At 61.3% G+C, this 23,803-nt stretch carries 21 protein-coding genes and 1 pseudogene; 12 read left to right on the top strand and 10 right to left on the bottom strand.

The window, feature by feature from the left end; all coding sequences use genetic code 11:
* Positions 1-354 (top strand): annotated as a pseudogene (locus FA743_RS16080) (hypothetical protein); the annotation flags it as partial.
* 242 nt (positions 355-596) lie between these two features.
* Here FA743_RS16080 and FA743_RS16075 read toward each other — a convergent pair.
* From FA743_RS16075 to FA743_RS16060, 4 genes are read right to left on the bottom strand one after another with little or no spacing between them, the layout of a single operon-like run.
* Entirely contained in the window at positions 597-2,195 is a 1,599-nt protein-coding gene (locus FA743_RS16075) for a tripartite tricarboxylate transporter permease (RefSeq protein WP_136887118.1), read from the bottom strand.
* Between the two features lie 10 nt (positions 2,196-2,205).
* Positions 2,206-2,814, bottom strand: a complete 609-nt coding sequence (locus FA743_RS16070; RefSeq protein WP_136887117.1) for a tripartite tricarboxylate transporter TctB family protein — start codon at positions 2,812-2,814, stop codon at positions 2,206-2,208.
* A complete protein-coding gene (locus tag FA743_RS16065) occupies positions 2,811-3,749 on the bottom strand; it encodes a tripartite tricarboxylate transporter substrate binding protein (RefSeq protein ID WP_246054999.1) in 939 nt (312 codons plus the stop codon). The genes FA743_RS16070 and FA743_RS16065 overlap by 4 nt, the downstream gene beginning before the upstream one ends.
* A gap of 33 nt (positions 3,750-3,782) precedes the next feature.
* Positions 3,783-4,559, bottom strand: a complete 777-nt coding sequence (locus tag FA743_RS16060; protein WP_136887115.1) for a GntR family transcriptional regulator — start codon at positions 4,557-4,559, stop codon at positions 3,783-3,785.
* Between the two features lie 93 nt (positions 4,560-4,652).
* Here FA743_RS16060 and FA743_RS16055 point away from each other — a divergent pair, with 93 nt between their 5' ends.
* The 3 genes from FA743_RS16055 to FA743_RS16045 all read left to right on the top strand — a co-directional run bounded on the left by FA743_RS16055 (position 4,653) and on the right by FA743_RS16045 (position 8,311).
* Positions 4,653-6,308 (top strand): gamma-glutamyltransferase family protein, encoded by a 1,656-nt coding sequence (locus FA743_RS16055; RefSeq protein WP_136887114.1) that lies wholly within the window; start codon positions 4,653-4,655, stop codon positions 6,306-6,308.
* A 19-nt stretch (positions 6,309-6,327) separates the two neighbouring features.
* Entirely contained in the window at positions 6,328-6,735 is a 408-nt protein-coding gene (locus tag FA743_RS16050) for a GAF domain-containing protein (RefSeq protein ID WP_246054998.1), read from the top strand.
* A gap of 622 nt (positions 6,736-7,357) precedes the next feature.
* Positions 7,358-8,311 (top strand): phosphotransferase family protein, encoded by a 954-nt coding sequence (locus FA743_RS16045; protein ID WP_136887112.1) that lies wholly within the window; start codon positions 7,358-7,360, stop codon positions 8,309-8,311.
* A gap of 78 nt (positions 8,312-8,389) precedes the next feature.
* On the opposite strand, the gene FA743_RS16040 is transcribed toward FA743_RS16045, so the two are convergent.
* Positions 8,390-9,484, bottom strand: coding sequence for an aldo/keto reductase (locus FA743_RS16040; protein WP_136887111.1), 1,095 nt, complete (start codon positions 9,482-9,484; stop codon positions 8,390-8,392).
* A 98-nt stretch (positions 9,485-9,582) separates the two neighbouring features.
* Between FA743_RS16040 and FA743_RS16035 the strand changes: the two genes are divergently transcribed.
* Both FA743_RS16035 and FA743_RS16030 read left to right on the top strand, forming a co-directional pair.
* Positions 9,583-10,470 (top strand): LysR family transcriptional regulator, encoded by an 888-nt coding sequence (locus FA743_RS16035; protein ID WP_136887110.1) that lies wholly within the window; start codon positions 9,583-9,585, stop codon positions 10,468-10,470.
* Positions 10,471-11,049: 579 nt separating this feature from the next.
* Positions 11,050-11,934, top strand: a complete 885-nt coding sequence (locus tag FA743_RS16030; RefSeq protein ID WP_425467200.1) for a formylglycine-generating enzyme family protein — start codon at positions 11,050-11,052, stop codon at positions 11,932-11,934.
* Here FA743_RS16030 and FA743_RS16025 read toward each other — a convergent pair.
* Positions 11,897-12,802, bottom strand: a complete 906-nt coding sequence (locus FA743_RS16025) for a LysR family transcriptional regulator (RefSeq protein WP_136887109.1) — start codon at positions 12,800-12,802, stop codon at positions 11,897-11,899. The genes FA743_RS16030 and FA743_RS16025 overlap by 38 nt on opposite strands.
* Positions 12,803-12,890: 88 nt before the next feature.
* Here FA743_RS16025 and FA743_RS16020 point away from each other — a divergent pair, with 88 nt between their 5' ends.
* The 4 genes from FA743_RS16020 to FA743_RS16005 are packed head-to-tail and all read left to right on the top strand — an operon-like array spanning position 12,891 to position 17,455.
* Complete coding sequence (locus FA743_RS16020) at positions 12,891-14,501, top strand: sulfatase (protein ID WP_246054997.1); 1,611 nt, start codon at positions 12,891-12,893, stop codon at positions 14,499-14,501.
* Between the two features lie 49 nt (positions 14,502-14,550).
* Positions 14,551-15,498 carry a Bug family tripartite tricarboxylate transporter substrate binding protein gene (locus FA743_RS16015; RefSeq protein ID WP_169308918.1) on the top strand — a complete coding sequence of 316 codons (948 nt, stop codon included), beginning with the start codon at positions 14,551-14,553 and terminating at the stop codon, positions 15,496-15,498.
* Positions 15,488-15,967, top strand: a complete 480-nt coding sequence (locus FA743_RS16010) for a tripartite tricarboxylate transporter TctB family protein (RefSeq protein WP_169308917.1) — start codon at positions 15,488-15,490, stop codon at positions 15,965-15,967. Before FA743_RS16015 ends, FA743_RS16010 begins: the two co-directional genes overlap by 11 nt.
* Positions 15,968-15,970: 3 nt before the next feature.
* On the top strand, positions 15,971-17,455 hold the full coding sequence (locus tag FA743_RS16005) for a tripartite tricarboxylate transporter permease (RefSeq protein WP_136887105.1): 1,485 nt from the start codon (positions 15,971-15,973) through the stop codon (positions 17,453-17,455).
* Positions 17,456-17,700: 245 nt separating this feature from the next.
* Here the strand turns inward: FA743_RS16005 and FA743_RS16000 are convergent, their stop codons facing one another.
* Positions 17,701-18,411 carry a GntR family transcriptional regulator gene (locus tag FA743_RS16000; RefSeq protein ID WP_136887104.1) on the bottom strand — a complete coding sequence of 237 codons (711 nt, stop codon included), beginning with the start codon at positions 18,409-18,411 and terminating at the stop codon, positions 17,701-17,703.
* A gap of 195 nt (positions 18,412-18,606) precedes the next feature.
* On the opposite strand from FA743_RS16000, the gene FA743_RS15995 reads away from it, so the two are divergent.
* A complete protein-coding gene (locus FA743_RS15995) occupies positions 18,607-19,818 on the top strand; it encodes a CaiB/BaiF CoA transferase family protein (RefSeq protein ID WP_136887103.1) in 1,212 nt (403 codons plus the stop codon).
* Positions 19,815-20,705 carry a hydroxymethylglutaryl-CoA lyase gene (locus FA743_RS15990; protein WP_136887102.1) on the top strand — a complete coding sequence of 297 codons (891 nt, stop codon included), beginning with the start codon at positions 19,815-19,817 and terminating at the stop codon, positions 20,703-20,705. The genes FA743_RS15995 and FA743_RS15990 overlap by 4 nt, the downstream gene beginning before the upstream one ends.
* Positions 20,706-20,753: 48 nt before the next feature.
* Here the strand turns inward: FA743_RS15990 and FA743_RS15985 are convergent, their stop codons facing one another.
* Genes FA743_RS15985 through dctP form a run of 3 tightly spaced genes read right to left on the bottom strand, consistent with a single transcriptional unit; the run spans position 20,754 to position 23,540 of the window.
* Entirely contained in the window at positions 20,754-22,022 is a 1,269-nt protein-coding gene (locus FA743_RS15985) for a TRAP transporter large permease (protein WP_136887101.1), read from the bottom strand.
* The gene (locus FA743_RS15980; protein ID WP_136887100.1) at positions 22,019-22,573 is read right to left on the bottom strand and encodes a TRAP transporter small permease; all 555 of its coding nucleotides are present in this window, start codon (positions 22,571-22,573) and stop codon (positions 22,019-22,021) included. Before FA743_RS15980 ends, FA743_RS15985 begins: the two co-directional genes overlap by 4 nt.
* Positions 22,574-22,583: 10 nt before the next feature.
* On the bottom strand, positions 22,584-23,540 hold the full coding sequence (gene dctP, locus FA743_RS15975) for a TRAP transporter substrate-binding protein DctP (protein ID WP_246054996.1): 957 nt from the start codon (positions 23,538-23,540) through the stop codon (positions 22,584-22,586).
* Between the last annotated feature and the right edge of the window lie 263 nt (positions 23,541-23,803).

The raw sequence follows: 23,803 nt of genomic DNA, 5'->3' as shown, positions 1-23,803 counted from the left end.
CGGCCAACCTCATCGGCGGCGAAAATCTCGATTGGTGAAACAACTGAAGCGTATGACATAAGGCAATGCCTTAAGACTATTTGCTCAATCAGAGCAGACGGCCCTCACCGCAGGCTTACCAATGATTTCACCCTTGAGTTCGGAGACATTGACGAGGGCTTCTATGATAGTATGTGTTCGATGTTCTCAAGTGTTACCCAGATCCTTCTGAAACAGAAAGATAAGGCGTTGTTTGCAGAGTTTCTGCCTTCGCTTGAGGCTGAGCTTGAGCGCATCGATGGTCAAATTGGTTGGGGATATCCAGATGAGTTGTCAGACCACCTTGCTGACCTAAAGGATGCGTTTCAAAAGTAGCTTAAGGTGTTGCAGAACAACCGACTCGCATTGCGAAAGCTTCATTGACATGGACGGCCCTTTGCTGCCGGTCGTCCCTCTTCTCAAACTCGATCCAGCTTCCCCAGACCGGACGTTGGTGCGCGGCGCAGAAAACCACCCATCCTTCGTCTACAAAGCAGACCACAGGGGAGTAGTTCACTCATCATTAAGCTTTTGATTTCCACCTCCTGAGGGCAAGGACAGCTACTGTTGCCGAACATCTATTCACAGGCCAATCGCGCGCCGCGTGCGGTGCGGACCATACGAAACAAGAGATAGACAGAGATCGCCAGCATAACGACCGAAATTGGCGATTTGAGAAGGAACAACGCATCCCCACCCGAGGCGGTATAGGCACCTCGCACTAGAACCTCCAGCGTCGGGGCCAGTAGAAAGCCGATCACAAAAGGTAGGATCGAGATACCCAGCCGCCGCAGAGCGTAGCCGATTACCGCCATGACGCAGGCAGTGATTAACCCGACATATCCGCCGTCTTGCACATAGGCCGCCGTCAAAGACACTGTCAGGATCACGGGAAGGATGACATCCTTAGGGATGCGGACCAGATAGCTTAGATACCCCATTAGAATGCCGCCTAGGGTCCAGTTCGTCAGGTTGGCGAGCACCATAAGGGTAAATATGCCGAACGCCATGACGAGGTTCGCATTCAAGATGGTGCCGAAGCCTTCGACTTGCTGGATGGGTGTGAACTGGAAAACCTGTGGGCCGAACGAGAAATCGCCTATTGTTTGCACCGCCAAAATTATGAATACAGCGGCAAAGTTGCCGGGGATTCCGAGACTCATGACCGGGATTAGGTTTGCGCCCGACACGGCGGAGTTCGCGGCCTCGGTCGCGACGACGCCCTCAGGCGTTCCGGTTCCGAACGCCGCGGGCGTCCGCGAGCGACGCTTGGCGGTGTCATAGCTGAGCGTTGCCGCTGTCGTCGTGCCGATGCCGGGCAGCGCGCCGATCACCGTGCCGATCGTGGCCGAGCGTAGGATTGCGGGCATCATACGCCACCGCTCGCCCCAACTAAGCGACGGGCCCAACGGTGGCTCGTCTCGCGGCGGGGTGTTCAGGCGGCGTTCGTTGCGCATATCCTCGATCGAAATCAGCACTTCCGAGATGACAAGAACCCCAAGCACTGCCGACGTCAGCGGCAAACCGTTGCCAAGTTCAGGTATTCCCAACGTCAGCCGCGCGCCATTGCCCGACATGGTCGAGCCGATAAGAGAAATGAACATTCCCAGAAGACCGCCAATCAGCCCCTTGATCGGGGCATCGCCCACGACCGCCGCCATAAAACACAGCGACAGAATGATTAGCGCCGATTTCTCGGGCAGGCCAAGGATGCGTTCGACCGACACCGCAATCAGCGGCGCGGCGATGAACAGAACGATGTCGGAAAAGCTGTCGCCCACGACGGAGGCGAAATGCGCAGTCTGGATCGCGCGGCGACCCTCTCCCTTTTGCGCCATGGGATAGCCATCCCGGGTCGTCATAAAGGCATCAGGCGTTCCAGGTGTGTTGAAAAGGATCGCGGGCACGGCTCCGCCGACAGTCGACCCCTTCATTATCCCTAGAAGGCAGCCCAGCACGGGATAAAGCGCATCGTTGCCATAGCCGAAGATGGACACAAGAATGGGCAAGCCAATCGCCATTGCGAACGGGCCGGACATTCCCGGAAGCGCCCCGATCAGAATGCCCACCAGAACGCCAACCAGCACCATCACCACCGGCATTAACACAAGGCCGCCATCGGCTCCCTGGAAGACCGAGACGATGCCCAGCCCAATATACTGAAACAGAAGATCCATCGGTCTCTACCTAAATATCGGCGTTAGGAGGAAGCTGGATGTCGTTCAGCAATCCGTCGAACAACCCGATCAGCACCGCCGTCGTGACAACGGCAATCAGCACGTCGCGCCAGCGCAGCCTATGCCTGGCGACGAAAGTATAGCCGCAAGTTAAAAGCGTGCCTCCGACGAAGAAACCAGACACATCGAAGGGAAAGGTCGCCGAAACTGCCCGATATCCACTTGCCTCGGATAGGCCCACCGCGTTGGTGGCCCAGACAAGGGCCGGTCCGGTCACGTCCATCACCAGCAGCCCCAAACCCGTCAGCACCACCATCTGCGCAAGAAACAGAAGGTTTCTCAAGCCGATATGGCCGACCACTTCGCCGTTCTTACCGCTGCGCGCGCCGATCTGTGCCACGATCAGCAAAACCGCCAGCGGCACCATCAGCCCGATGAGCAATACAGGAAAAAAGCTATCGCCGGGCACGGTGCGCCCGGTGAGGTTTTGCTGCAGAAAACCGCTGCCGATGTCGCGCGGGAACCAGACAAACAGGCATAAAGCCACGAATGCCAATGTTCCCGCTCCCAACCAGAGGTTCCAACGAGCACTGCGCGCGTTTTCTGCAGCGCGATTCATTCTGTTAGCGCCTTCATGACATCGACGTTTTCTGCATAGGTGGCCATGATCTGCTCACGTAGCGCATCGCCTTGGGTCACGATGGGTTCCGGCGGATATTGTTGCTCGATGAACTGGCGGGTCTCGCTTTCGGGATTAGCCAGAATTTCGGATATGACGAGTGCGATCTCATCGCGGATCTCGTCTGGCATGCCGGCCGGTGCGGTGATGATGTATTCATATCCCAGCTTCATGCCCACGCCTGCCTCGGCCAGCGTTGGCTTGGTCGGGTCCAGCACCACCGGACCCTGTTCAGCCGAGGCAAGGATGTTCAGCACGCCCGCCTCGACCAGCGGTTTTTGCACACCGCCACCCCAGGCCACGTTCGCATCCATCGCCACCAGCGCGTTCAGCGTGCCCGCGCCGCCCTGCGCGCGCAGGTGGCTGACCTCGATCCCCAAGGCACGGCTGACCAGCTCGGCCCCTGCCTCGACCTGCGTGCCCCAGTTGGCCCAGACGATCTGTTCGCCCCCGGCGGCGGCGGCCTGAAGATCTTCCAGAGTATTCCAGCCGCTTTCGGCGCGGGCCAGAACCGCCATCTGCGACCCCGCGGTCGTGGTGATATAGGTAAAGTCTTCAGGCGAGATGTTGTCGTTGTTCATCGGCGCGAAGTCGTAGGTCGTGGTAATCGCAAAACCCAACGTCTGCCCGTCGGGCGCCTGGGATTTCAACTGCGACGACATGACCAGACCGTCATCGCCCGCGCGGTTCTCCGGCAAAATGGTCCAGCCCCGCAACGCCTCAATCTCCTTGACCAAGGTGCGGGCCTGCACGTCGGTGCCACCGCCCGCGCCATAGCCAATCCATAGGCGGATCGGGCCGTCAGGGTTCCATTCGGCCAGTGCGGGGCCGGCCAGTGCTGCAATGCAGGCGCCAAGCAAAAGGGGTTTCATCATCATCTCTCCTGTTGTCGTTTTACTATTGGGGGGCTATTTGCCTTCGGTCAGTTCCATGGGACGGTGGCCGCGTGGCAGTTCGAACCGCTGGACGATCTGCAGCCGCTCCTCGCGATCAAATTCATAGGCGTCCCAGATCATGCCCACATGCGGCGCGGCCAGATCCAGCTGCTCACATGCCTGCCGGGACAGAAGATCTGCGCTGGCGACGTGGCGCACGCTGGCGATGCGCAGTCCGAACCGTTCCCAAAGCAAGCGGTGATAAGACGCTCCATTCAGCGTTTCACTCGCCGCATGTGGCGCCTCCACATGATGTTCACAGCGCATGAAGAATGTGCTGTAGGACGGCTGTGCGCCGGGCACCCAGACAAGTCGGTCGATACGGATGACCTCTTCGACCTCGAACTCGATCAACAACGCGCCATATTCGGCGGTGGCCACGCGTGAGGTGCGAAGCACGCGCGTGAAGGGCATCATCACCTTGCCAGTAGCAGGGTCTCGAAAACGGTAGACGTGAACCTCGGGCACCTGCTTGTCGCGGTCGGAAATAAAAGATCCGAGTTTGCGGCGTCGCACGACCAGCCCGTCCTCCACGAGTTGCGCTAACGCCTTTTGCACCGTGGACAGGCCCAGTGGCAGAGTGGCGCAAATCTCCACTTCGCTGGGCAGACGGCTGCCGGGGGCATAGGTGCCCGATTGAATGCAGGCGACGAACGCACCTGCAAGCCGCTGATACTTCGCACCAGGTCCATCGGTGATCTGCCATTGGGCCAAAAGCGGCGCAAGCGAGAGGGTCGGCGTCTGATCCATGAATCATTCGTAGTAATTCAATTTATTACTTGTCAACTACGTAGTTATTTTCTTAGTGTTTGAAAAACTAACTATCTAGAACAGGACGGATTTATGACTAAAGATTGGGCGGTGGCGACGGGGCACCCTTTAGCCACCAGCGCCGCAAAGCGCATCCTGTCCGCAGGCGGCAATGCTGTCGATGCAGGGGTGGCCGCGGGTCTGACCCTCGGCGTCGTGCAACCCGATCTCGTCTCGGTCGCGGGTGTGGCGCCGATCATTATGTTCGACTCGCAAACGGGCATGGTCACCAGCTATGACGGCGTCGGCGGCTGGCCTGAGGCGGCGGATGTGGACCGGATGCACCGTGACCACGGCGATCATGTTCCCGAGGGGATCCTGCGCACCGTCATCCCTGCCGCCCCTGCCAGCTGGATCCGTGCGCTGTCGTGCAAGGGGACGATGCGCTTCGCCGACATCGCCGAAGAGGCGATCGCAGCGGCGCAGGATGGCTTCGTCGTCTATCCGTTGTTTGCCGATTTCGTCGCCTCGCGGAAGGAAAAATACGCCCGGTTCGCATCCACGGCTGCGATCTTTCTACCTGACGGTAAGCCCCCCTTGTTCGGCCAGCGGTTCTTGCAGACCGATCTGGCATGGACGTTGGAGCAGATGGTCGCGGCCGAGGCTGCCGCAGGGCCGGACCGTCTTGCCGGTCTAGCGGCCGCACGCGCGGCCTTCTACACCGGCCCCATCGCCGAACGGATCGTCGCGTTCCATGCCGAACGCGGCGGCCTGCTCACCGCTGCCGATCTTGCAGGGTATCAGGTGCGCGAGGAACCGACCCTGCCTATCCGCTTTCGCGGAGCAGAAATTCATTGCTGCGGGGCGTGGTGCCAGGGCGTCTCCATGGCGCAGGCGCTCGCGATGATCGAGCAGGCAGGCCCAGAGGCCGCAAATCGCGACGGCACCCTGAACCTGCATTTCGTGATCGAGGTTCTCAAATGCGTTTTTGCCGACCGCGAGGCGTATGTCACCGACCCCGATCACATGCCGGTGCCCCAGCAGCATCTGATTGAGCCAGACTTCATTGCAAGCCGTCTGGCAGACATTGGCACGATGTCAGACCCCATGCCAGCACCCGGCCGCATTAACAGCGGCCAGCCGGAGGTGTTCCGCATCGGATGTGCAGACACGTCGCATGTCAGCGTAATCGACGGTGCGGGTAACATCTTTTCCGCCACCCCCAGCGATCCCAGCTACGATACCGAGGTGGTGCCCGGAACCGGTCTTTCGGTTTCGTCCCGCGGTTCGCAGTCCCGGTCAATTCCCGGGCATCTCAACGCCCTGGCCCCCGGCAAGCGTCCGCGACTGACGCCAAATCCGATCCTTGCATTGCGCGATGGCAAGCCGTGGATGGCCATGGGAACGCCCGGCGGCGATGTGCAGATACAGGCGATGGTGCAGGTGCTGCTCCACATACTGGACCAAGGCAAAACGGTTAAAGACGCCGTGCGCGCGCCTCGCGTCGCCACATACTCCTTTCCAGGAAGTTTTTCCCCCCATGACATGCATCCCAACAAGGTAATGTATGAAAGCGATCTACCCTCAGATCAGGTGGCCGATCTTGCCGCGCGCGGTCATGATCTTTCGCCTTGGCCCGCGAACACATGGATGGCCGGAGGAGTTTGTCTTGCCATGCGTGACGCCACCGGGATGACTGCCGTGGCCGACACCCGCCGCGCAGGAACCGCCGCAACCGCAGGAGATTGAGATGGCCGTAGGACCAGAGATGGACGACGCCTTTGCGCAATGCGCTGTCGCAATTCCAAATGGACTTTTTACCGCGATGCAATTCCATGCCGATACGGTAGAAGTGGAGCGGCTCTACTCCACCCTTCCCAAGGTATATCCGATCAGCGGTCGCAAACCAAAGCGCCAGACCGAATGGGGCGAAAAGGTCCTGTTTCGTCACGAGGTGAACGTTGGCTTTGGCCCGGACGATATCCGCTGGGCGTTTTCCGATCACGAGACCATTCTTGGCCTCGGTCTAAACGCGGTAATGAACGTGCCCATAGTCCGAGGGCGGCAGGTTCTGGGCACGATCAACTACCTGCGTTCGGATCCCGCCTTTAGCGACGCCAACATGCGGGTGGCTGTTAAATTGGCCCATACGCTGGCTCAAAATTGGAGATACTGAACGTTTACCTGTCGTCTGTTGCCTGTCGCCTGTCGTTTTTATGCCCAGTTGCGCGGATGGCCCGCGGCCTCTGAAATCAATATTGGCATAGATGGAGCTTCCTTTTCGGCGGAGTTTTTGCAACGCATCGGCAAGCCACCCGTGGTCTACTTGCGAGCATGACGCCTTGTTCTCGTCTGGAAGGCGCCGAGCGGGGGCAGGAGAACCGTTCCAAGTCGCAGACATTGTTGGGTATCGTTCCCAAAGCGCCTTCGCCCAGGCATTACAACGTTTCTTCGGGACTACGCCAAAGGAGGATGCGGCACCGAAGATCGATCGCGCCACCTCGTCGTGAGATTTGAGCGGCGACTGGGTTCATTAACCGGGGGACATCGACGGCTAAAGGTGCTTACGGCCCTCACCAGCGCTTCGTCCGCCTGCCCGTCTTCGCCCCTCGAACCGGCAGACGGGCCCATAACGGACGGTCGAGGCCACGGCGCCGCTGCGGTGCAGCTTCCCCAGACCGGACGCAGGTGGGGGGCGCAGAGAGGTCGGCCAAGCAGCGTCTGCTACGCGGGACGGAGCTGCCGTTGAATCTTTTTCACTCTTGGCTTCTTATCCCGCATGACAGGGGGGTCGGACCGTGAAACTTTGGCCGGACATCTCGGATGAGGAAGACTTCGAGCGATGGCGATCCGCCTCAGACCTCTGGTTGCCCGTCGTTATCGAGATTGCGCAAAGGGCAAATGTGCATGCCGTCTCGCCTACTTCATTCAAGACCGGCACCAACCTCGTCGTCGATTTGGATGGCAACGTCATCCTAAAGATTTTCCCACCGATCTACGCCCCACAGTTTGCGGTCGAACGCCTTGCGCTGCGCCTGCTGGATGGCCGTCTATCCGTGCCAATCCCTCGGATACTGGCGGAAGGGGTGGACAATGGATGGTCATGGCTGATCATCACCAAGCTGCCCGGAACAGTAGGCTCCGAGGTCTGGCCGGTGCTATCCGAGCAGGAACGCCTCGCCATTCTGGGCGACGTCGGGCGCACGATTGCAGAGGTCCAGGCCGTCGATCCGGGAGAGTTTCTTGAGATGCAGCCGGCTTGGCCGGACTTCGTCAAGCGTCAGGCCGAAGGCTGTATCGAGCGGCATAGACGTCAGGGCCTGGAGGAGTCCCTGTTGTCCGATCTGCCGGCCCTTCTACGCGCGGCGCCCTTGGTGCTGCCCGCGGAAGTGCAGCCCGTTATCCTGACCGGGGAATGGATTCCAGAAAACCTGCTTCTGACAGAAACGTCCGATGGCTGGCAGTTGGCGGCGGTCATCGACTTCGGCGATGTCATGACAGGCTGGCGCGAATACGATCTCTTGGGCCCGAGCACCTTCATGTGCGCGGGCGTCCCCGACCGCGTCCGGGCATTCCTTGAGGGCTATGGTGTGCCCGCAGAGGACTATAACAATTCAATGCGCCGACGCCTGACGACGCTGATGATGCTCCACAGGGCGAGTGACATGCGCGGCATCGCCATCAGCGAATGGCAGTCTTCCGTCAGAAAGCTAGAGGATCTTGAAGACCTGATCTGGCCCAAGGCCCTATAGGACTCCATCCTCACAAAAGGCAGCTTTGCGGCAATCAGAGGACCTGAGATGGCTTCAAATCCGAGCCCGATCCACCCCTCATCCCCAAGATGTCACGGATTGCCCGCCGAACAGCACCTCTCTCGGCAGCTGGAAGATGAAATAGGGGTTCAGCGATGGCAGCGCGCTGGCCCCGTCCAAGCGGGCCCGGTGCTCATGCGACAGCGTGACCTGCAGGGCGGCGATGTTGGCTGTCACCTGTTCCGGACGGCTGGCGCCCATCAGCAGCGTCGTCACCCCGGGGCGCGACAGAAGCCAGGCCAGCGCAGCTTGCGCCATCGGCACCTCCAGCTCGGTCGCCACATCGCGCAGGACGTCGACGATCGCGAAGTTGCGTTCGGTGAACAGCATGCCGCCGTAGGGGTTGTCCCCGCTCAGACGATCGCTCTGACCGGCTTGCGTGTCCATGGCACGATCGGGGACCGCGGCGGCACGATCCGCCTGGGCCATCATGTCACGGCCATACTTTCCGGTCAGTAATCCGCCGGCCAGCGGACTCCAGGGCATGATCCCCAACCCGAAATGCCCGGCCATCGGTGCCAGATCCAGCTCGACCCCGCGATCGATCAGCGACCAGGCGTTCTGCAGCCCGATCGGGCCCGGCAGGCCGTGCGCCGCCGCCAGGGTCGCGACCTTGGCGACATACCAGGCGGGCGTGTTCGAGAACCCGTAATACAGGATCTCGCCCCGTGCGACGGCTGCGGTCAGCGTCCGCAGCACCTCCTCGGGCGGCGTGGTGCGATCCCAGACATGCACCCAATAGAGGTCGATCCGGTCCGTCCCGAGGCGGCGCAGCGACCCCTCGATCCCAAGCCGGATATTGATCGCGCCGTTTCCGCCATGCAGCGGATGTCCCTGCGCCCGGGCAAAGCCGGATTTGGTGGACAGGACGATTCGGTCGCGCAGGCCGCTATCAGCCAGGATCTGCCCCAGCATCCGCTCGCTCTCTCCGCCGCTATAGACGTCGGCGGTGTCGACCACGTTTCCGCCCGCCGAGACGTAGGCCTCAAAGATCTCGCGCGCGGCCGCCATGTCACTGCCCCACCGGCCTGCGCCGAAGGTCATCGTGCCAAGCGTCAGCGGGCTGACGATCAGCCCCGAGCGTCCAAAGGTCCGATAGTCGGTCATCTGCATGATCAGCTCCTAAATGCGGCGATGACGTGATCCTAGGGCGATCCGCCGTGCAGGATTAGCCATTTGCTTTTGCATGAGCCTGTGAGCATCCCTCATGAATGGCCCGACAGAACCTCAACGATCTTGCCGCATTTGCGACCATCGCCCGCACGCGAAGCTTTACCGCAGCTGCGGCCGAACTTGGCGTGTCACCCTCGGCGCTCAGCCATGCGATGCGCGGGCTGGAGGAGCGGCTTGGCCTCAGGCTGCTGGCGCGCACGACGCGATCGGTCGCGCCGACCGAGGCGGGTCTCGCGCTGCTCGGACGCCTGACCCCGGCGCTGGCGCAGATCGATGCCGGCGTGGAGGCGCTGTCGGATTGGCGCGATGCCCCGGCGGGCACCGTGAGGCTGACGACGTTTCACTGGATCGCCTCGACCCTGCTGTCCCGCCGGCTGCCGGGGTTCCTGACCCGCCATCACGGCATCACGGTCGAGGTGAATATCGATGACGGATTGCGCGACATCGTGGCAATGGGCTTCGATGCCGGCATCAGGCTGGGTGAAAGCGTCGAACGCGACATGATCGCCGTCCGGATCGGCCCGCCCCTGCGCACGGTTGTCGTTGCGACGCCCGTATACTGGGCCGCGCATGGCCGGCCCGCCCATCCACGCGATTTGCTGAATCATCCCTGCATCGGCTATCGCAACCTTGGCAGTGGGGCCCTGATGCCATGGGACTTCGAGACCGACGGCCGGGCACTGCGCCTTCAGGTCAGGGGGCCGTTGATCTGCAACTCCTCCGATCTGGCGCTGGCCGCCGTCCGCGCAGGATGCGGCGTCGGCTGGACGATGGAGGAGGATGTCACGCACGACATCGCTACGGGGCAGCTGGAACAGGTGCTGGACGACTGGTCCCAACCCTATCCGGGGGCGTTCCTCTATCACCCGAGTCGTCGCCAGGTCCCGGTGGCCCTGCAGGCGTTGATCGCGTATCTGAAACGGTAGGAGGATCTGCCGAGGGAACGCTCGGGAAAGGGGTGCCGGAAGTCGGCAGAGGCTCCTTTCGTCAATCCATGCCGCCGACCAACTCGAAGGCTTAATTTCTTTCAGCCAGCAGCGCAGGCGGCCCATAGCGGACGGTCGGCACCCGTCAGGCGCTGTAGAGCAACCCTCCCAATTCCGGCTATTGGTGCTCGCCGCAGAAGGACTGCCCCCTGCAGTGTCTGGGGCGCGAGACCAAGCGGGCGCCTGTTCAAAAGCCACTTGGTCAGAAAAAATTATAGACGAACTTGTGGCGCCCGACCGTTGCGAGGCAAGATTTTCTTGGATCTCGGCTAGGATTTCCTTGAGTCTCTGACAGTATTTGATCTGCGTGCAGCGCTGAAAAATCAAGGTGGTCAGGGCGATCTGGCGATGGGTAAAGTCGACTAGCAAAGTATTATTGATAGTTTTCTTGACGCAAGGATGGTCACGGCGAGCATGAAGGAAACGACAACAAGCTGCTGCAGTCCGGCTGGCGCACGAGGTGGAAGTAGGGAGATCGCAGATTATCTGACGCTTGCCAAAGCCCCCCTACCTGCGCCGTTGGATATCGCAAGAAGCCTGCGGGCGCCCCTCAAACCGATTCCTTCCGGGGTTTTCGAAATGGGGGCTAGGCAGTCGTGGTTTGCGGGCGATCTGGACAGTCCTCGAAGGAAGGTAAAGCTCTCTGCCTTTCTGATGTCACCCACGGCCGTGACGAACGCCGAATACCAACGGTTTGTGCGGGCAACGGGATATCGGACCGTTGCAGAGCAAGAGGGGTGGAGCTATGTCTTTCACCTGTTGCTGCCGGATCCGGACAAGTGGCCTGTCAGCCCCCCAGGCCTTCCCTGGTGGCGCAAGGTCGACGGGGCATGCTGGTTTTCCCCCGAGGGACCAGATACAAGGACTGCAACGCGAGATGAACATCCAGTCGTTCATATCGCATGGTTTGACGCGATAGCGTATTGCAACTGGGCGGGTCTGCACTTGCCCTCCGAGGCACAGTGGGAACGGGCAGCACGTGGCGGCCTGATCAGGCAGAAGTTTCCCTGGGGCAATGAAATGAAACCCGGCGGTGCCTTTGCCATGAACACGTTTCAGGGTTCGTTCCCCACCATAAACAGTGGTGACGACGGTTGGATAGGGACCGCGCCTGTCGATGCGTATCGACCCAACCGCTACGGCATGTTCAACATGACCGGCAATGTCTGGGAATGGGTTGCAGACCGGTTCGGGCCCCTGCCGAAGGCGGGGCAGCGGCCTGAGCTTGATCCTTCAGGGACCGCTGAAGGCGAGGCCCGCGTTCAGCGTGGCGGGTCATACCTGTGCCATGACAGCTATTGCGACCGTTATCATGTGCATTCGCGCACCCGGAACGAACCCGACAGTTCCACCGGAAACTCCGGCTTCAGGGTGGCGGCGCAATTTGCTCCGCTTTCTGAATGACCAGTTCCAGCAATTCCTGCATCAGCGCGACGTTGCTGGAGGATCGCCGGTGCAGGCATCCGGTCGCATAGGTCCAGATCCGATGTTCTGACCCTATCGGCAGTAGATCCAGTGTCGAGGCATAGCGGATCAGCGGGGATGGCAGGCAGATGAGGCTGTCGGTGCTGCGAACCAGTTCCAGCGCCGTCGCCAATGACGTGGTGTGGAACTGAAAACGCGGCCGTTGGCCCGTTGCGCCCAGCAGATAGGTCGTCAGCCGCTCGGTGGTCAGAAAGACGTCCACGAACTCGGTCCACCGCGCCTCGGCCAGCAGCGCGGCCGGCACGGGACCACCCACCCAAGGGTGGCCCTTGCGTGCAAAGATCATCGTCCGCGCATCGTGGATCGGCGTAAAAGCCAACCGCCGGTCTGCCGCCGCATCGCCGACAAAGCCGAAGACCGCGTCATAATCTCCCTTCAAGAGCCGGGACACGGTGTTGCGGTAGGCCGAGGCATCAACAGTGAATTCCACGTCGGGATGGCGCAGGGCCATTTCACGCAGGGGGTGATGGATCCAGTCCAGCGCATAAACCAGTCCGCAATGGAGGCGCAGGTCGATCTTCTGGCTGCGGCGGGCTGCAGCAATCTCTTCGCGGGCATGGGCGAACTCGATGGTGGCGGCCTGGGCGTGGCGTAACAGGGCTTCACCCTCGGGACGCAGGCTGACGCCGCGCCGGTGCCGGTCGAACAGGATCGTATCATATTCAATTTCCAGCCGCCGGATCAGCTTGGACATCGCGGCCTGCGTCAGGCCCACCTGCTGCGCCCCGAGCGAGATCGACCCCGTCGCGGCAACGGCAAGAAATGCGCGCATCTTGGCATCCAGCATTCAGTCAGTCCTTTTGCGACTATCTCACGGCATCATTATTCATTTTCCAATGTAGCTCAAATTTGTTCTCGTCCTGCGAGGGAGGATCATGATGCGGACGGTCTTTGTTCTATTCGATTCGCTGAACCGGGGCGCGCTGGAGCCCTATGGATCTCAGTCGATCCAGACGCCAAATATGACGCGCCTTGCCGAACGCGCCGTGACCTTCGATCAGCACTTCGTGGGATCGCTGCCCTGTATGCCCGCCCGGCGGGACCTGCATACGGGCCGGTTGAACTTCATGCACCGGTCCTGGGGGCCACTGGAGCCCTTCGACAACTCCTTCCCCAAGCTGATGAGCAAGGCTGGCATCTACACCCATCTGATCACCGATCACATGCATTACTTCGAGGATGGCGGAAACGGCTATGCCCAGGCCTTCGACAGTTGGGAATTCGTTCGCGGTCAGGAAAACGATCCCTGGCACGCCATTGTCGAGCCGCGTCTGGCCAAGCTGCGCAGCCAGTTCGACCCCGCCCATTACGATCTTCCCGAGACGGGCCCGGCTACGCGCGAGGCGATGTCGCGCTGGCAGTGGAAAAAGCTGCGTCATGCGGTGAACCGTCAAGCCATCAGGGCCGAGCGCGACTATCCCACCGTCCAGTGCTTCGAGCGCGCCATCGAGTTTCTGGCCCGCAACCGGGGCGCCGATGACTGGTTCCTGCAACTCGAAGCCTTCGATCCGCACGAGCCCTTCATGGCCCCCGACCGCTTCAAGGCGATGTATCCGACGGATTGGCAGGGCGGCATCCTCGACTGGCCACAATATGCCCGCGCCGGTGGCGACACCGCTCAACGCGCCGAGATCCGGTCGAATTACGCGGCCCTTGTCACAATGTGTGACGATCAGCTAGGCCGGCTGATGGACACGTTCGACATTCTGGACCTGTGGAAGGACACCTGCCTGATCGTGACCACCGATCACGGCTATCTGTTGGCGGAACATGAATGGTGGGGCAAAAACCGGATGCCCTATTACTCCGAGATCTCGCATATCCCGCTGATGGTCTGCCACCCGGACATGGCGGAAAGGGCTGGGGCGCGCTGCACGGCACTGACGCAGACCCCCGATCTGATGCCCAGCTTGCTGGACCTGCATGGTATTGCCGCTCCTGAAGAATGCCTCGGCAACTCGATCTGGCCGATGCTTCGGCAAGCAGACCCCGACCGCACGGTGCTGTTTGGTCAGTTTGGCGGTCCCCTGGGTCTGACCGACGGGCGGCACCTGATGTTCCGCTATCCGCGCAACGTCGCCTGCGAGGGGCTGAACGAATACACGCTGTCGCCACAGCACATGAGTTCGGCCTTCACCATTGATGAGCTGCAGGGCATCGCCTTGGTGCCGCCCTTCAATTTCACCAAATCGGTGCAGACCCTGCGCATCCCGGCCCGGCGCGACGGCATCCGTCCGCCGGGGCTGGCCGACGAGTTCGACTGCGGCGTTCGCACCGAGATCTTTGATCTGGTTCAGGACCCCGGACAAAGTCATCCTGTGAACGACCCGGCGCTGGAGGCACGCCTGCTGGCCGCAATGATGGTGCATCTGCATGACAACGATGCACCCGCAGAGTTGCACGCCTTCTACGGGTTTGACGCAAGCCCGGCACGGACCACTGTCAACGCTGACCGGCCGGAACCGGTCGCACGCCACGCCCGCTGATCCTGGCAGGCCACGGCATTTCTGCGCAAACACCTGGGAGGGTAACATCATGACCATATCGACCACACGGACCATCCTGCTGGCCGCCACCGCTTTGAGCCTGGGGTCCGCACCACTTCTGGCGCAGGACTGGCCCAATGGCCCTGTGACCATCATCGTGCCCTATGATGCCGGCGGCACGACCGACAACATGGTCCGAGCGCTGGCGACCGAGATGGAGCAGGTGCTGGGCCAATCTGTGGTCATCAGCAACATGGCGGGCGGCGGTGGCGTCGTGGGCATGTCGGCGGCTTTGCAAAGCGCCCCGGACGGGCAGACGGTCGGCCTTTACCTGACGAATACACTGGTCGGCATGGCCATCGGCTCGGCGCCGTTCGAGGCCGACAGCATCATGCCGGCCTGCATGTTCGGAGAGACGCCGCTGACGATCACTGGCAAGGGCGGCGCGGACGGGCTGGCCAGTTTGGAAGATTTGCTGGCGATGCCGGATGCCAGCTTGGCCATCGAACGTGGCACCCTTTCGGAGTTTGCTGGGCTGATGATAAACGGGATGACGCCCAACGACATCAATCTTGTGAATGCAGGGACCGGCCCGGAAAAGAATGCCGCCGTGATGGGTGGACATATCACCGCGCTGATCACGCCCACCGCCGGGGTCGTCCAGCAGCACGAGGCGGGGCAGCTGAATATCGTGGCCGTGCTGGCCGACGAACGCATGGAGATCGCGCCCGACCTTCCCACTGCCAAGGAACAGGGGCTGGACGTGTCCCTGTCCCAAAGCAACGGCTTTATGTTCCCTGCCGGCACGCCCGAGCCTGTCGTCGCCGCCTTTTGCGACGCGCTGGAGACCGCGACCGCGGCGCAGGGCGTGCAGGATCAGCTGGCAGCCTTGAATGTGCAGGTCAACTTCATGCGCGGCGATGAATTCAGCACCTACATGACCGATACATCGACCCAAATCACCGCTCTCGCGCAGGATGCGGGTTATGCCGACTGATCGCATCCGGCCAAGCACAGCGTCCTGGGGCGAGGCGGCTTTCGTCGTGGGGTTGCTGGCGGTTACGGGTGTCTGCATCTGGCAGACATTCCTCTTTCGCAACGTGCCGTGGGACCCTCTGGGAATGGCTTTCTGGCCACGCATCCTGCTAGGGGGGCTGACCGTGGCGCTTCTGGCCCAGCTGTGGTTCTGCCTGCGCGGAGCAACCGAGGCAGAGCCGGGTTTCCGGCGCGGCATGGGCATTCTCGGGCTTTGCGTGGGGTTTGTCTTGGCCCTGCCGTTCCTCGGCATCTACCTGATCACGCCCCTGTTCATGGCGATCTTTGCCCTGTTGTGGCGCGAGGGCACATGGGCGCGGCGGCTCGCCATCAGTCTGGCCGCGACGGTTGTCGTGCTGGGTCTGGTGGGCCTGGTCTTTCAATACGGGCTGGAGCTGCGCGTGATGTCCACGCCGGCCTGGTGGGGGTAGGACATGGACATGTTTCAGACGGTGCTGGGCCAGGTGCTGCTGTCACCGGCACTGCTTGGCCTGATCTTTCTGGGCATGGCGATCGGCGTCATCGTCGGCATGCTGCCGGGGCTGAACGCCACGATGGCAATCGCTCTGCTTCTGCCTCTGACCTATACGATGGACCCAATTCCGTCGATCAGCCTGCTGGTGGCGATCTTTGTCGGCGGGATGACCGGAGGCTGTATTTCTGCCATCCTGTTGCGCATTCCGGGCACGCCAAATTCAGTTGCGACGGTCCTAGACGGGCATGCAATGGCCCAGAGCGGGCGGGCCGGAAAGGCGCTTGGGCTGGCGATCATCGCTTCCGTCTTCGGGACTATTTTTAGCGGCATTATCCTGATCATCTTTGCTCCGACCCTGGCGCGGCTGGCGCTGGATTTTCACACACCAGAATATGTCGCGGCCTTCTTTTTCGCTCTCACCGCAGTTGTGGCCGTCAGTTCGGACAGCCTTCTCAAAGGTCTGATCGCTGCCCTGATCGGGGGGCTGGTGGCGACCGTCGGGATCTCATCGATCGACGGCCTGCCGCGGTTTGATTTTGGCACACCGCAACTGCTGGGTGGCCTTCCCTTGGTTCCTGCCTTGGTCGGTTTGTTCGCCGTCTCGCAGATCATGCGGGATGCCCTCGCCCCGGCCCGGCCAAGCAACAAGGTGCAAAGCGGACTTGGTTGGCGGGCCATGCTTCCCGAAGGCAGGGAGGTCCTGGCCCACGCCCCCAACGCGCTGCGCTCGGCATCGATTGGCACGGCGGTGGGCATCCTGCCCGCCATCGGCGGCGGCCCTGCCGGGTTGATCGCCTATGCCCAGGCCCGCAATTCGTCAAAGACGCCCGAGCGGTTTGGGCGCGGAGAGCCTGCGGGTGTCGTTGCAGCCGAGGCCGCGAACAATGCTACCGTTGGCGGTGCCCTGATCACCGCTATGACCCTTGGCATTCCGGGCGATACGGTCACGGCCATGCTGATCGGTGCCCTTACGATTCAGGGCGTGCAGCCGGGACCGCTGATGTTCGCCAATTCCCCCGAGGTGGTCTATGCGATCTACATCTCGGTCATGGTGGCCAGTGTGATGATGTTCGTATTCATGCTGGGCAGCACCGGGTTGCTGGTTCGCCTGCTTGACGTGCCGCGTCCTGTCCTGCTGCCCGCCTTGTTCGTGATCGCTTGCGTGGGTATCTATTCCCTGAACGGTCGAATGTTCGAAATATGGGTCATGCTAGGCTTTGGTCTTCTGGGCTTTCTCATGGAGCAGTTTCGTTATCCGCTCCCACCGGTCATTCTAGGCTTTCTACTCGGCCCGCCCTTTGAGGCAAATCTGCGCAAAATGCTCGGTCAGTATGAAAGTATCGTGCCCTTGTTCACCCGACCCATCTCGCTCATTCTCATCATTGCTGCGTTGGTGTTTCTGACACTTTCTCTTCGAAGCAGTCGCCGTATGCGGCCTACGTGATTTCAGTTAGTTTAAATCTCTGGATGTGCCGAGCTTGATCGCAGCTAATGGGGGCGTCCGCGGTCCCTTTGCCGGGCCGACGACGCCGAAATCTTCCATTCGGATCAAGCAGACGCCTTCGTGGCAAACCGGCCGAATGTCCGCTATTGCTAGTTTTCGCAACTACCATGCTGAATCGCCAACAGTCGGCTTTCCGCCCATTGCGTAGCCGCATGACAGGCCAGCGGGGTATCATGCAAAGTTATTTAATCATCGTAATTAGTTTGGCTCAGTCGGTCATCCGCGGGAACATCCGCGCTGGGAATGCTGTCCATCGTGTCTTCAGCTGATAAGATGTGGACTTGCATCATCCGCTCGGCCCAGTGCGGCTTGCGAGCAGCAATGGCGGCTGCAATCTCAAGGTGGTGCTGTGCCGAACGGCGGCGCTGGTCCGTTGTGAACTGGCGAAAGGTGCGCGTCACCAGCGCCAAGTCCACCGTCGCCCGGATCAGGTGCATCAATCTTTGAGACTGCGTCGCTTCCGCAATCAGGCTGTGAAAGCGAGCATTTTCGCGGTCAATGCTTGCGATCAGCGCCTCACTGTCCACAGCGACCTGCGTCAACTCGTTCATCCGGCGGGCGGACGCGACCAGCGCCTCAACCTGCGCTGGCTTTGCCCGCTCGGCCGCCTTTGCGGCGGCATAGGATTCAAGGCGCAGCCGCAGCTCAAAGATCTCGCGAACCTCGTCTGCATCGGGGACCACGCACCATAGGCCCTGCCCCTTGCGCCGCTCCAGCAGCCCCTCCAGCAGAAGGCGCTTGATTGCTTCCCGGATAGGTGTGCGAGAAATCCCAAGGTCTTCGGCAAGGCCAACCTCGGTCACCTTGCGGTTGGCTGGCAAGCGCCGCTCCAGGATCGCTTGGCGCAACTCGCGATAGGCCCGTCTGGACGCACTTTCCGAAGATTCCGGCTGCATCTCAAGCCCTTCCGACACTTGCTGTTCCGGCGCAGTTCACCATCTGGCTTGTGGCATTACAATACCTCGAATGGGTGCAGAAACACCGGCCCGAATAAACGGCACGGCAAAATTTACTTCAAGCGGCCAAAAATGGATACAAATTATGCCTGTGCCGGAATACAAATATCCTAGACACATCAGGGAGGGATCGCCATGTCAGGTGAAACACCGTTCGGGCCGCTGCAGGGCCTTCGGGTCGTGGAGATGGGGCAGCTACTAGCCGGGCCGTTTGTCGGCAGTCGCTGCGCCGATTTCGGGGCTGAAGTCCTAAAGATCGAGGCACCCGGCAGTGGCGACCCGATCCGCAACTGGGGGCGACTTCAGCACGAAGGCAAGACACTATGGTGGCCTATCATGGCGCGCAATAAGAAATCGGTCTCAATCAACCTGCGCAAGGAAGAAGGCCAGGATCTGGCACGCAAGCTGATCGCTGAAGCCGATGTCTTGATCGAGAACTTCAAGCCCGGCACACTTGAGAAATGGGGTATGAGCCCGGCCCAGTTGCATGCCCTGAACCGCGGGCTGGTGATCGTGCGAGTTTCAGGCTTTGGCCAGACGGGGCCTTATGCGGAGCGTCCGGGCTTCGCTTCGGTAGGCGAAGCGATGTCGGGGATGCGCTACATCAACGGCTATCCCGACATGCCGCCGCCGCGCTACGGCATCTCGCTTGGCGACACCCTGACGGCGCTGTTTGCTTTCGAGGGGATGATGATGGCGCTTTATCGCCGCGACCGGAACGGGGGGCGCGGCCAAGTGGTGGATGCGGCCATCACGGAAAGCTGCTTTGCGATGTTGGAAAGCACGGTTACGGAATATTCGAAGGCCGGCGCGATCCGTCAGCCCTCGGGGACAGGGATCGCGAAGATCGCTCCCTCGAACATCTACCCGGCGAAGGATGGCACTTATATCGTCATCGCGGCCAATGTGGATTCCATGTTCCGTCGTCTGACGCAGGCCATGGGTCAAACCCACTTGGCGGATGATCCTCGCTTCGTGACCCATATCGCGCGGGGCGATCATGCAGACCAGCTGGATTCGATGGTCGCGGAATGGTCCTCGTCACTGGAAATGCCCGAGCTGAAAGCGCGCCTGGAAGAGTTCGGGGTCGTCTACGGTCCTATCAATTCAATCGCACAGGTCGTCGACGACCCGCATTTCCGCGAACGCGGTATGGTGCGCGAGCATCATGACGACGACTTCGGCACCATCAGCATCCCCGGCGTCTTCCCGGTTCTGTCCGAAACGCCCGGCGATGTTGCATGGCTGGGACCGCAGGAAATCGGGGCCCACAATGCCGAAATCTATAGTCGGATCGGTCTCGACCAAGGCGAGATCGCTAATCTCAAGACGCGGGGAGTGATATGAGTATCACAATCTGCGAGGTCGGCCCACGCGACGGCCTACAAAACCTCGCGCGCATATTCTCGGTCGAGGAGCGGGCGCATATGGTCACTGAGCTGGCCGCGGCGGGACTGCGCCAGATCGAAGCGGTCAGCATGGTGAACCCGGCCCGCGTGCCCCAGATGGCGGGCGCTGAAGAGCTATTGGCGGCGCTGCCTCCGCTGCCGGCGGTGCAGTTGGCTGCTCTGGTCCTGAACCGCAAGGGGGCCGAGCGAGCATTGGTCACCCGTGTGACCGAACTGCGCTTCGCCGTCGTTGCCTCGGACACGTTTTGCCGGCGAAACCAGAACATGGGCAGCGATGACAGCGTCGCGGCCTTTGCCGCCATCGCGCCAATGGTAGGCCAAGCCGGGCGTAGTCTGACAGGGGTGATCGCCACGGCATATGGCTGCCCTTTCGAGGGCGAGGTCGCCCCGTCCCGGGTCGCCCATATGGCCGAGGCGCTGCTCGCGGCGGGCGCGGACCGGATTGTGCTGGCAGACACGATCGGTGTCGCTGCACCGCGCGACATCGCGCGCGTGCATGAGGCCTGCTGCTCCGTTATCGGGGCAACGCCATGGGGCGTTCATCTGCATAACACCCGCAACACCGGCTACGCGAACTTGATGGCTGCGTTGGAACGGGGGGCCAGCATCATCGATGCGGCCATCGGAGGGCTTGGTGGTTGCCCCTTCGCCCCGCGCGCGACCGGTAACATCGCAACCGAGGACGTTAACTACCTTTTGGAGCGCGAAGGCATTGTCACGGGCCTTGACCATGACCGACTGGCCGTGCTGGTCGAGTGGCTGTCCGAGCGCGTTCCCGACAAGATCACGGGCCAGCTGGCCCGCGCGGGCTGGTTCGGCGCCTGACCTGTCTTGTTTTGATTGGCGCCCGGCCAAGTGGCCGGGCGCCAGCCGCTAGAGCCCCGGTATCGCCAGAACGATCTGTGGAAACACTGCAATCAGAATGACCGATCCCAGCATGATTGCGACAAAGGGCAACGCGCCCCGTGCCACCACGCCAAGCGGCGCCCGGTCGAGCGACTGGATGACGAACAGGTTCAACCCGACGGGCGGCGTGATCAGTGCGATCTCGATCAGCAACACAAAGAAGATGCCGAACCAGATCGGATCAATTCCAAGAGCTAGGACAGTGGGCATAAGCACCGGCACCATGATCAGCAGCATCGACATACTTTCTAGGAAAAAGCCGATGAAGATCAACATTGCTGCGATCAGCAGAAGCGCCAGAGTTGCGGTGTTGAAGTAATCCTCGAACAGCCAAGCCAGCTGCGCAGGCAGCTGATATAGGGTGATTGCCTGCCCAAATATCTTGGCGCCAATCACGATGAGAAAAATCACCGTCGTCGTCTTGACCGTGTCCCGCACCGCACCCAGAAAGACTGTCCGGCTCAGCCTTGCGCTGACGGCCAGGATCAGCAGCGCGACCGCTGCGCCGATGCCTGAGGCTTCGGTCGGCGTGAAGATCCCGCCATAGATCCCTCCAAGGATCGTGCCCGCCAACAGCAGCGTCGGCAAGGCGCGGCGGGTGGCTTGAAGTCGCTCGGGCCAAGTGGCTCGCGGCATCGCCTGATGCGTGCCTTGGATGGCCGAGGCGATCACCACGTAGATCCCGAACAGCACGATCAGTAAGATGCCGGGGCCGACTCCCGCGAGAAATAGCTGGCCGATGCTCTGTTCGGTGATCGCGCCATAGATGATCAGTGGGACCGAGGGCGGGATGATGATCCCTAGCGTGCCGCCTGCAGCCATCAGGCCCAGTGTCAAGCTGCGCGAATACCCACGCTTGATCATCTCGGGAATGGCAACGGTGCCGACTGTCGCAGCGGTCGTGATCGAACTGCCCGAGATGGCTGAGAAGACGCCGCAGGACAAAAGGGCGGCGATGCCCAAGCCCCCCGGCCAGTGCCCGACCCAGCTTTGCATCGCCACGAACAGGTCGCGCCCAATGCCGCCGCGCAGAAGCAGGTTCGACATCAGCAGAAATAACGGAATGGCCAGCAGGACAAAATCGTTGATGCCGCCGAACAGCGTGCTGGCGACCATCGACAGTGGCAAACCGTCGATCGCCAGCAGCCCTGCCCCAAGGATGCCGAGCGTAAACGCAACCGGGATGCCAGTCAGCAAAAGTGCCAGCAGCGCGCCGAAAATCAGAAAGGGGGTCATCGCCGCACCTCCATGTCCGTAGGGGGCAGCTCCTGCTCGGCCGAGCTGGAAAACTCGGGTGCGGGGCGGCCCGGCAGACGGATCAGTTCGGCCAGCGTCTGCACCGCAAGAATGGCAAAGCCCAGAATGATCGGCAGCTCGGCGATCCAGGTTGGCATCCGCAACATCGACGGTTGCCGGCGCCCGAAGGCGATGGAATCCATCATCGCTCGGCTGGTCACCCACAGCACGAAGACCGAAAACAGCAGGATGGCGATCAGGCTCAGCGCCTCCGCAGCCTTGCGGCCTGTCGGGGGCAACTGCCCGATGACGGCGGTGATGCGGATCATGTGTCCCTCGCGCAGGCAATAGCCCATCGCGAGGAACGTCAGCCATATCATCACCGTGGTGGCGACATCCGAGGTCCAGTGCGTGGGAGCGCGGAAGACATAGCGCGCCACCACCTCATAGGTCAGCAACACCGTCATGGCGACGATGCCCAGCTCGGACAGACGTGCCGCAATCAGCGACAGCCCGTCCGCAAGGCGCAGCGCGCCACGGGGTGCGGTCATGCCCGTTCTCTCAGCGCAAGGCGTCCAGCGCGGTCAAAAGCCGGTCACCGGCCTCGCCCGCCTCTTCGCGAAATTGCTCGACTGCAGGGCGTGTGGCCTCCTGCCAGACGGCGATCTGCTCGGGCGTCAGTTCGGTCACGGTCGCATGTCCGTTCTCGGCCAGCCATTCGGCAGCCTCGACATTTTCGGCCTCGGTCCCGGCGCGCATCTGGTCCTCTGCACGAACTGCGGCTTCGGTCATCCAAGCCTGCTCCTGCTCGGACAGGCTGTCCCAAAGCGCGGGGTTGATCACCGCGATGAACTCGGCAAGGCCGTGGCTGGTCATCGTGACGTGATCCATCACCTCGTAAAGCGCACGCGACTTGACGGCAGTCGTCCCGCTCATACCGATATCCACCAAGCCGCGCTGATAGGCCACGAATTGCTCGGCGCCCCCCACAACCACGGCTGAGCCGCCAGCGGCCTCGATCAGATCGCCTGTCGGCTTGCCCGTTGCGCGGACCATCTTGCCGCGCATATCCTCGGGCGAGACGACCGGCGCGCCCTTGGACAACATCTGGACAGGGCCGTAATCCTGCCACCATAGCACCTTCGAGCCCGCCTCAAGCAGCAATTGGTCGAAGGTCTGGCGGAATTCGCCCTCGCGATCGGCTGCGCTGGCCAGGATTTCATAGTCGGGGAAAAGGAACGCGACCGAAAAGATGCCGGCCGCGGGGATCGAGCCGGCGTATTCATCCGCCAGCACGATCCCCAGATCGATCGCGCCGCTCGAGATGGCCTGGGGCACTTCCTGACCTTTGAACAGCTGGGCGCTGTCAAAGACGCGCACGGTCATCTCACCGCCCGAAATCTCGCTCAACTGTTCGGCGAAATAATGTGTGTTTGCGCCTACCGGATGGTTTGCGCCGACCTGCACGGTCATCCGCAACACCCGCTCTGCGGCAGCTTCGTTGACGCCCAGATACATTGCACCGCACATCAGTGCAGCTACTGTCGCATATTTCATAGTTTGTCCTCCCCTGATTTCCGGCAGTCGAACCCCGAGCAAATGCCCCCTCCACGAGCCGACTACTTGTCATAATGCATACAGAAAAGTCTCTGTAAAGCAAAGCGGACCTCCCTTTTGCGCCTCTTTCGCAACGCATTTGGGCCTAATGAGTCGCCCGTCCGTGTAGCTGCATACAATTTCTGTTCTGGCTTTTGGATTCTGGTTCAAACAAGGCGGACAAG

The organism is Paracoccus gahaiensis (assembly GCF_005048225.1).
Taxonomy (GTDB): domain Bacteria; phylum Pseudomonadota; class Alphaproteobacteria; order Rhodobacterales; family Rhodobacteraceae; genus Paracoccus; species Paracoccus gahaiensis.
Note: the sequence above shows the minus strand (reverse complement) of the source record. Positions and strands in the feature narration are given on the sequence as shown.

Bases quoted from the DNA above. Each gene is read 5' to 3' on its own strand.
- FA743_RS16075 (WP_136887118.1), bottom strand. From the start codon at position 2,195: ATGGATCTTCTGTTTCAGTATATTGGGCTGGGCATCGTCTCGGTCTTC.
- FA743_RS16025 (WP_136887109.1), bottom strand. From the start codon at position 12,802: ATGCTGGATGCCAAGATGCGCGCATTTCTTGCCGTTGCCGCGACGGGG.
- FA743_RS15995 (WP_136887103.1), top strand. From the start codon at position 18,607: ATGTCAGGTGAAACACCGTTCGGGCCGCTGCAGGGCCTTCGGGTCGTG.
- FA743_RS16000 (WP_136887104.1), bottom strand. From the start codon at position 18,411: ATGCAGCCGGAATCTTCGGAAAGTGCGTCCAGACGGGCCTATCGCGAG.
- FA743_RS15990 (WP_136887102.1), top strand. From the start codon at position 19,815: ATGAGTATCACAATCTGCGAGGTCGGCCCACGCGACGGCCTACAAAAC.
- FA743_RS16060 (WP_136887115.1), bottom strand. From the start codon at position 4,559: ATGGATCAGACGCCGACCCTCTCGCTTGCGCCGCTTTTGGCCCAATGG.
- FA743_RS16050 (WP_246054998.1), top strand. From the start codon at position 6,328: ATGGACGACGCCTTTGCGCAATGCGCTGTCGCAATTCCAAATGGACTT.
- dctP (WP_246054996.1), bottom strand. From the start codon at position 23,540: ATGTATCTGGGCGTCAACGAAGCTGCCGCAGAGCGGGTGTTGCGGATG.
- FA743_RS15985 (WP_136887101.1), bottom strand. From the start codon at position 22,022: ATGACCCCCTTTCTGATTTTCGGCGCGCTGCTGGCACTTTTGCTGACT.
- FA743_RS16040 (WP_136887111.1), bottom strand. From the start codon at position 9,484: ATGCAGATGACCGACTATCGGACCTTTGGACGCTCGGGGCTGATCGTC.
- FA743_RS16010 (WP_169308917.1), top strand. From the start codon at position 15,488: ATGCCGACTGATCGCATCCGGCCAAGCACAGCGTCCTGGGGCGAGGCG.
- FA743_RS16015 (WP_169308918.1), top strand. From the start codon at position 14,551: ATGACCATATCGACCACACGGACCATCCTGCTGGCCGCCACCGCTTTG.
- FA743_RS16005 (WP_136887105.1), top strand. From the start codon at position 15,971: ATGGACATGTTTCAGACGGTGCTGGGCCAGGTGCTGCTGTCACCGGCA.
- FA743_RS16065 (WP_246054999.1), bottom strand. From the start codon at position 3,749: ATGATGAAACCCCTTTTGCTTGGCGCCTGCATTGCAGCACTGGCCGGC.
- FA743_RS16020 (WP_246054997.1), top strand. From the start codon at position 12,891: ATGATGCGGACGGTCTTTGTTCTATTCGATTCGCTGAACCGGGGCGCG.
- FA743_RS16070 (WP_136887117.1), bottom strand. From the start codon at position 2,814: ATGAATCGCGCTGCAGAAAACGCGCGCAGTGCTCGTTGGAACCTCTGG.
- FA743_RS15980 (WP_136887100.1), bottom strand. From the start codon at position 22,573: ATGACCGCACCCCGTGGCGCGCTGCGCCTTGCGGACGGGCTGTCGCTG.
- FA743_RS16035 (WP_136887110.1), top strand. From the start codon at position 9,583: ATGGCCCGACAGAACCTCAACGATCTTGCCGCATTTGCGACCATCGCC.
- FA743_RS16055 (WP_136887114.1), top strand. From the start codon at position 4,653: ATGACTAAAGATTGGGCGGTGGCGACGGGGCACCCTTTAGCCACCAGC.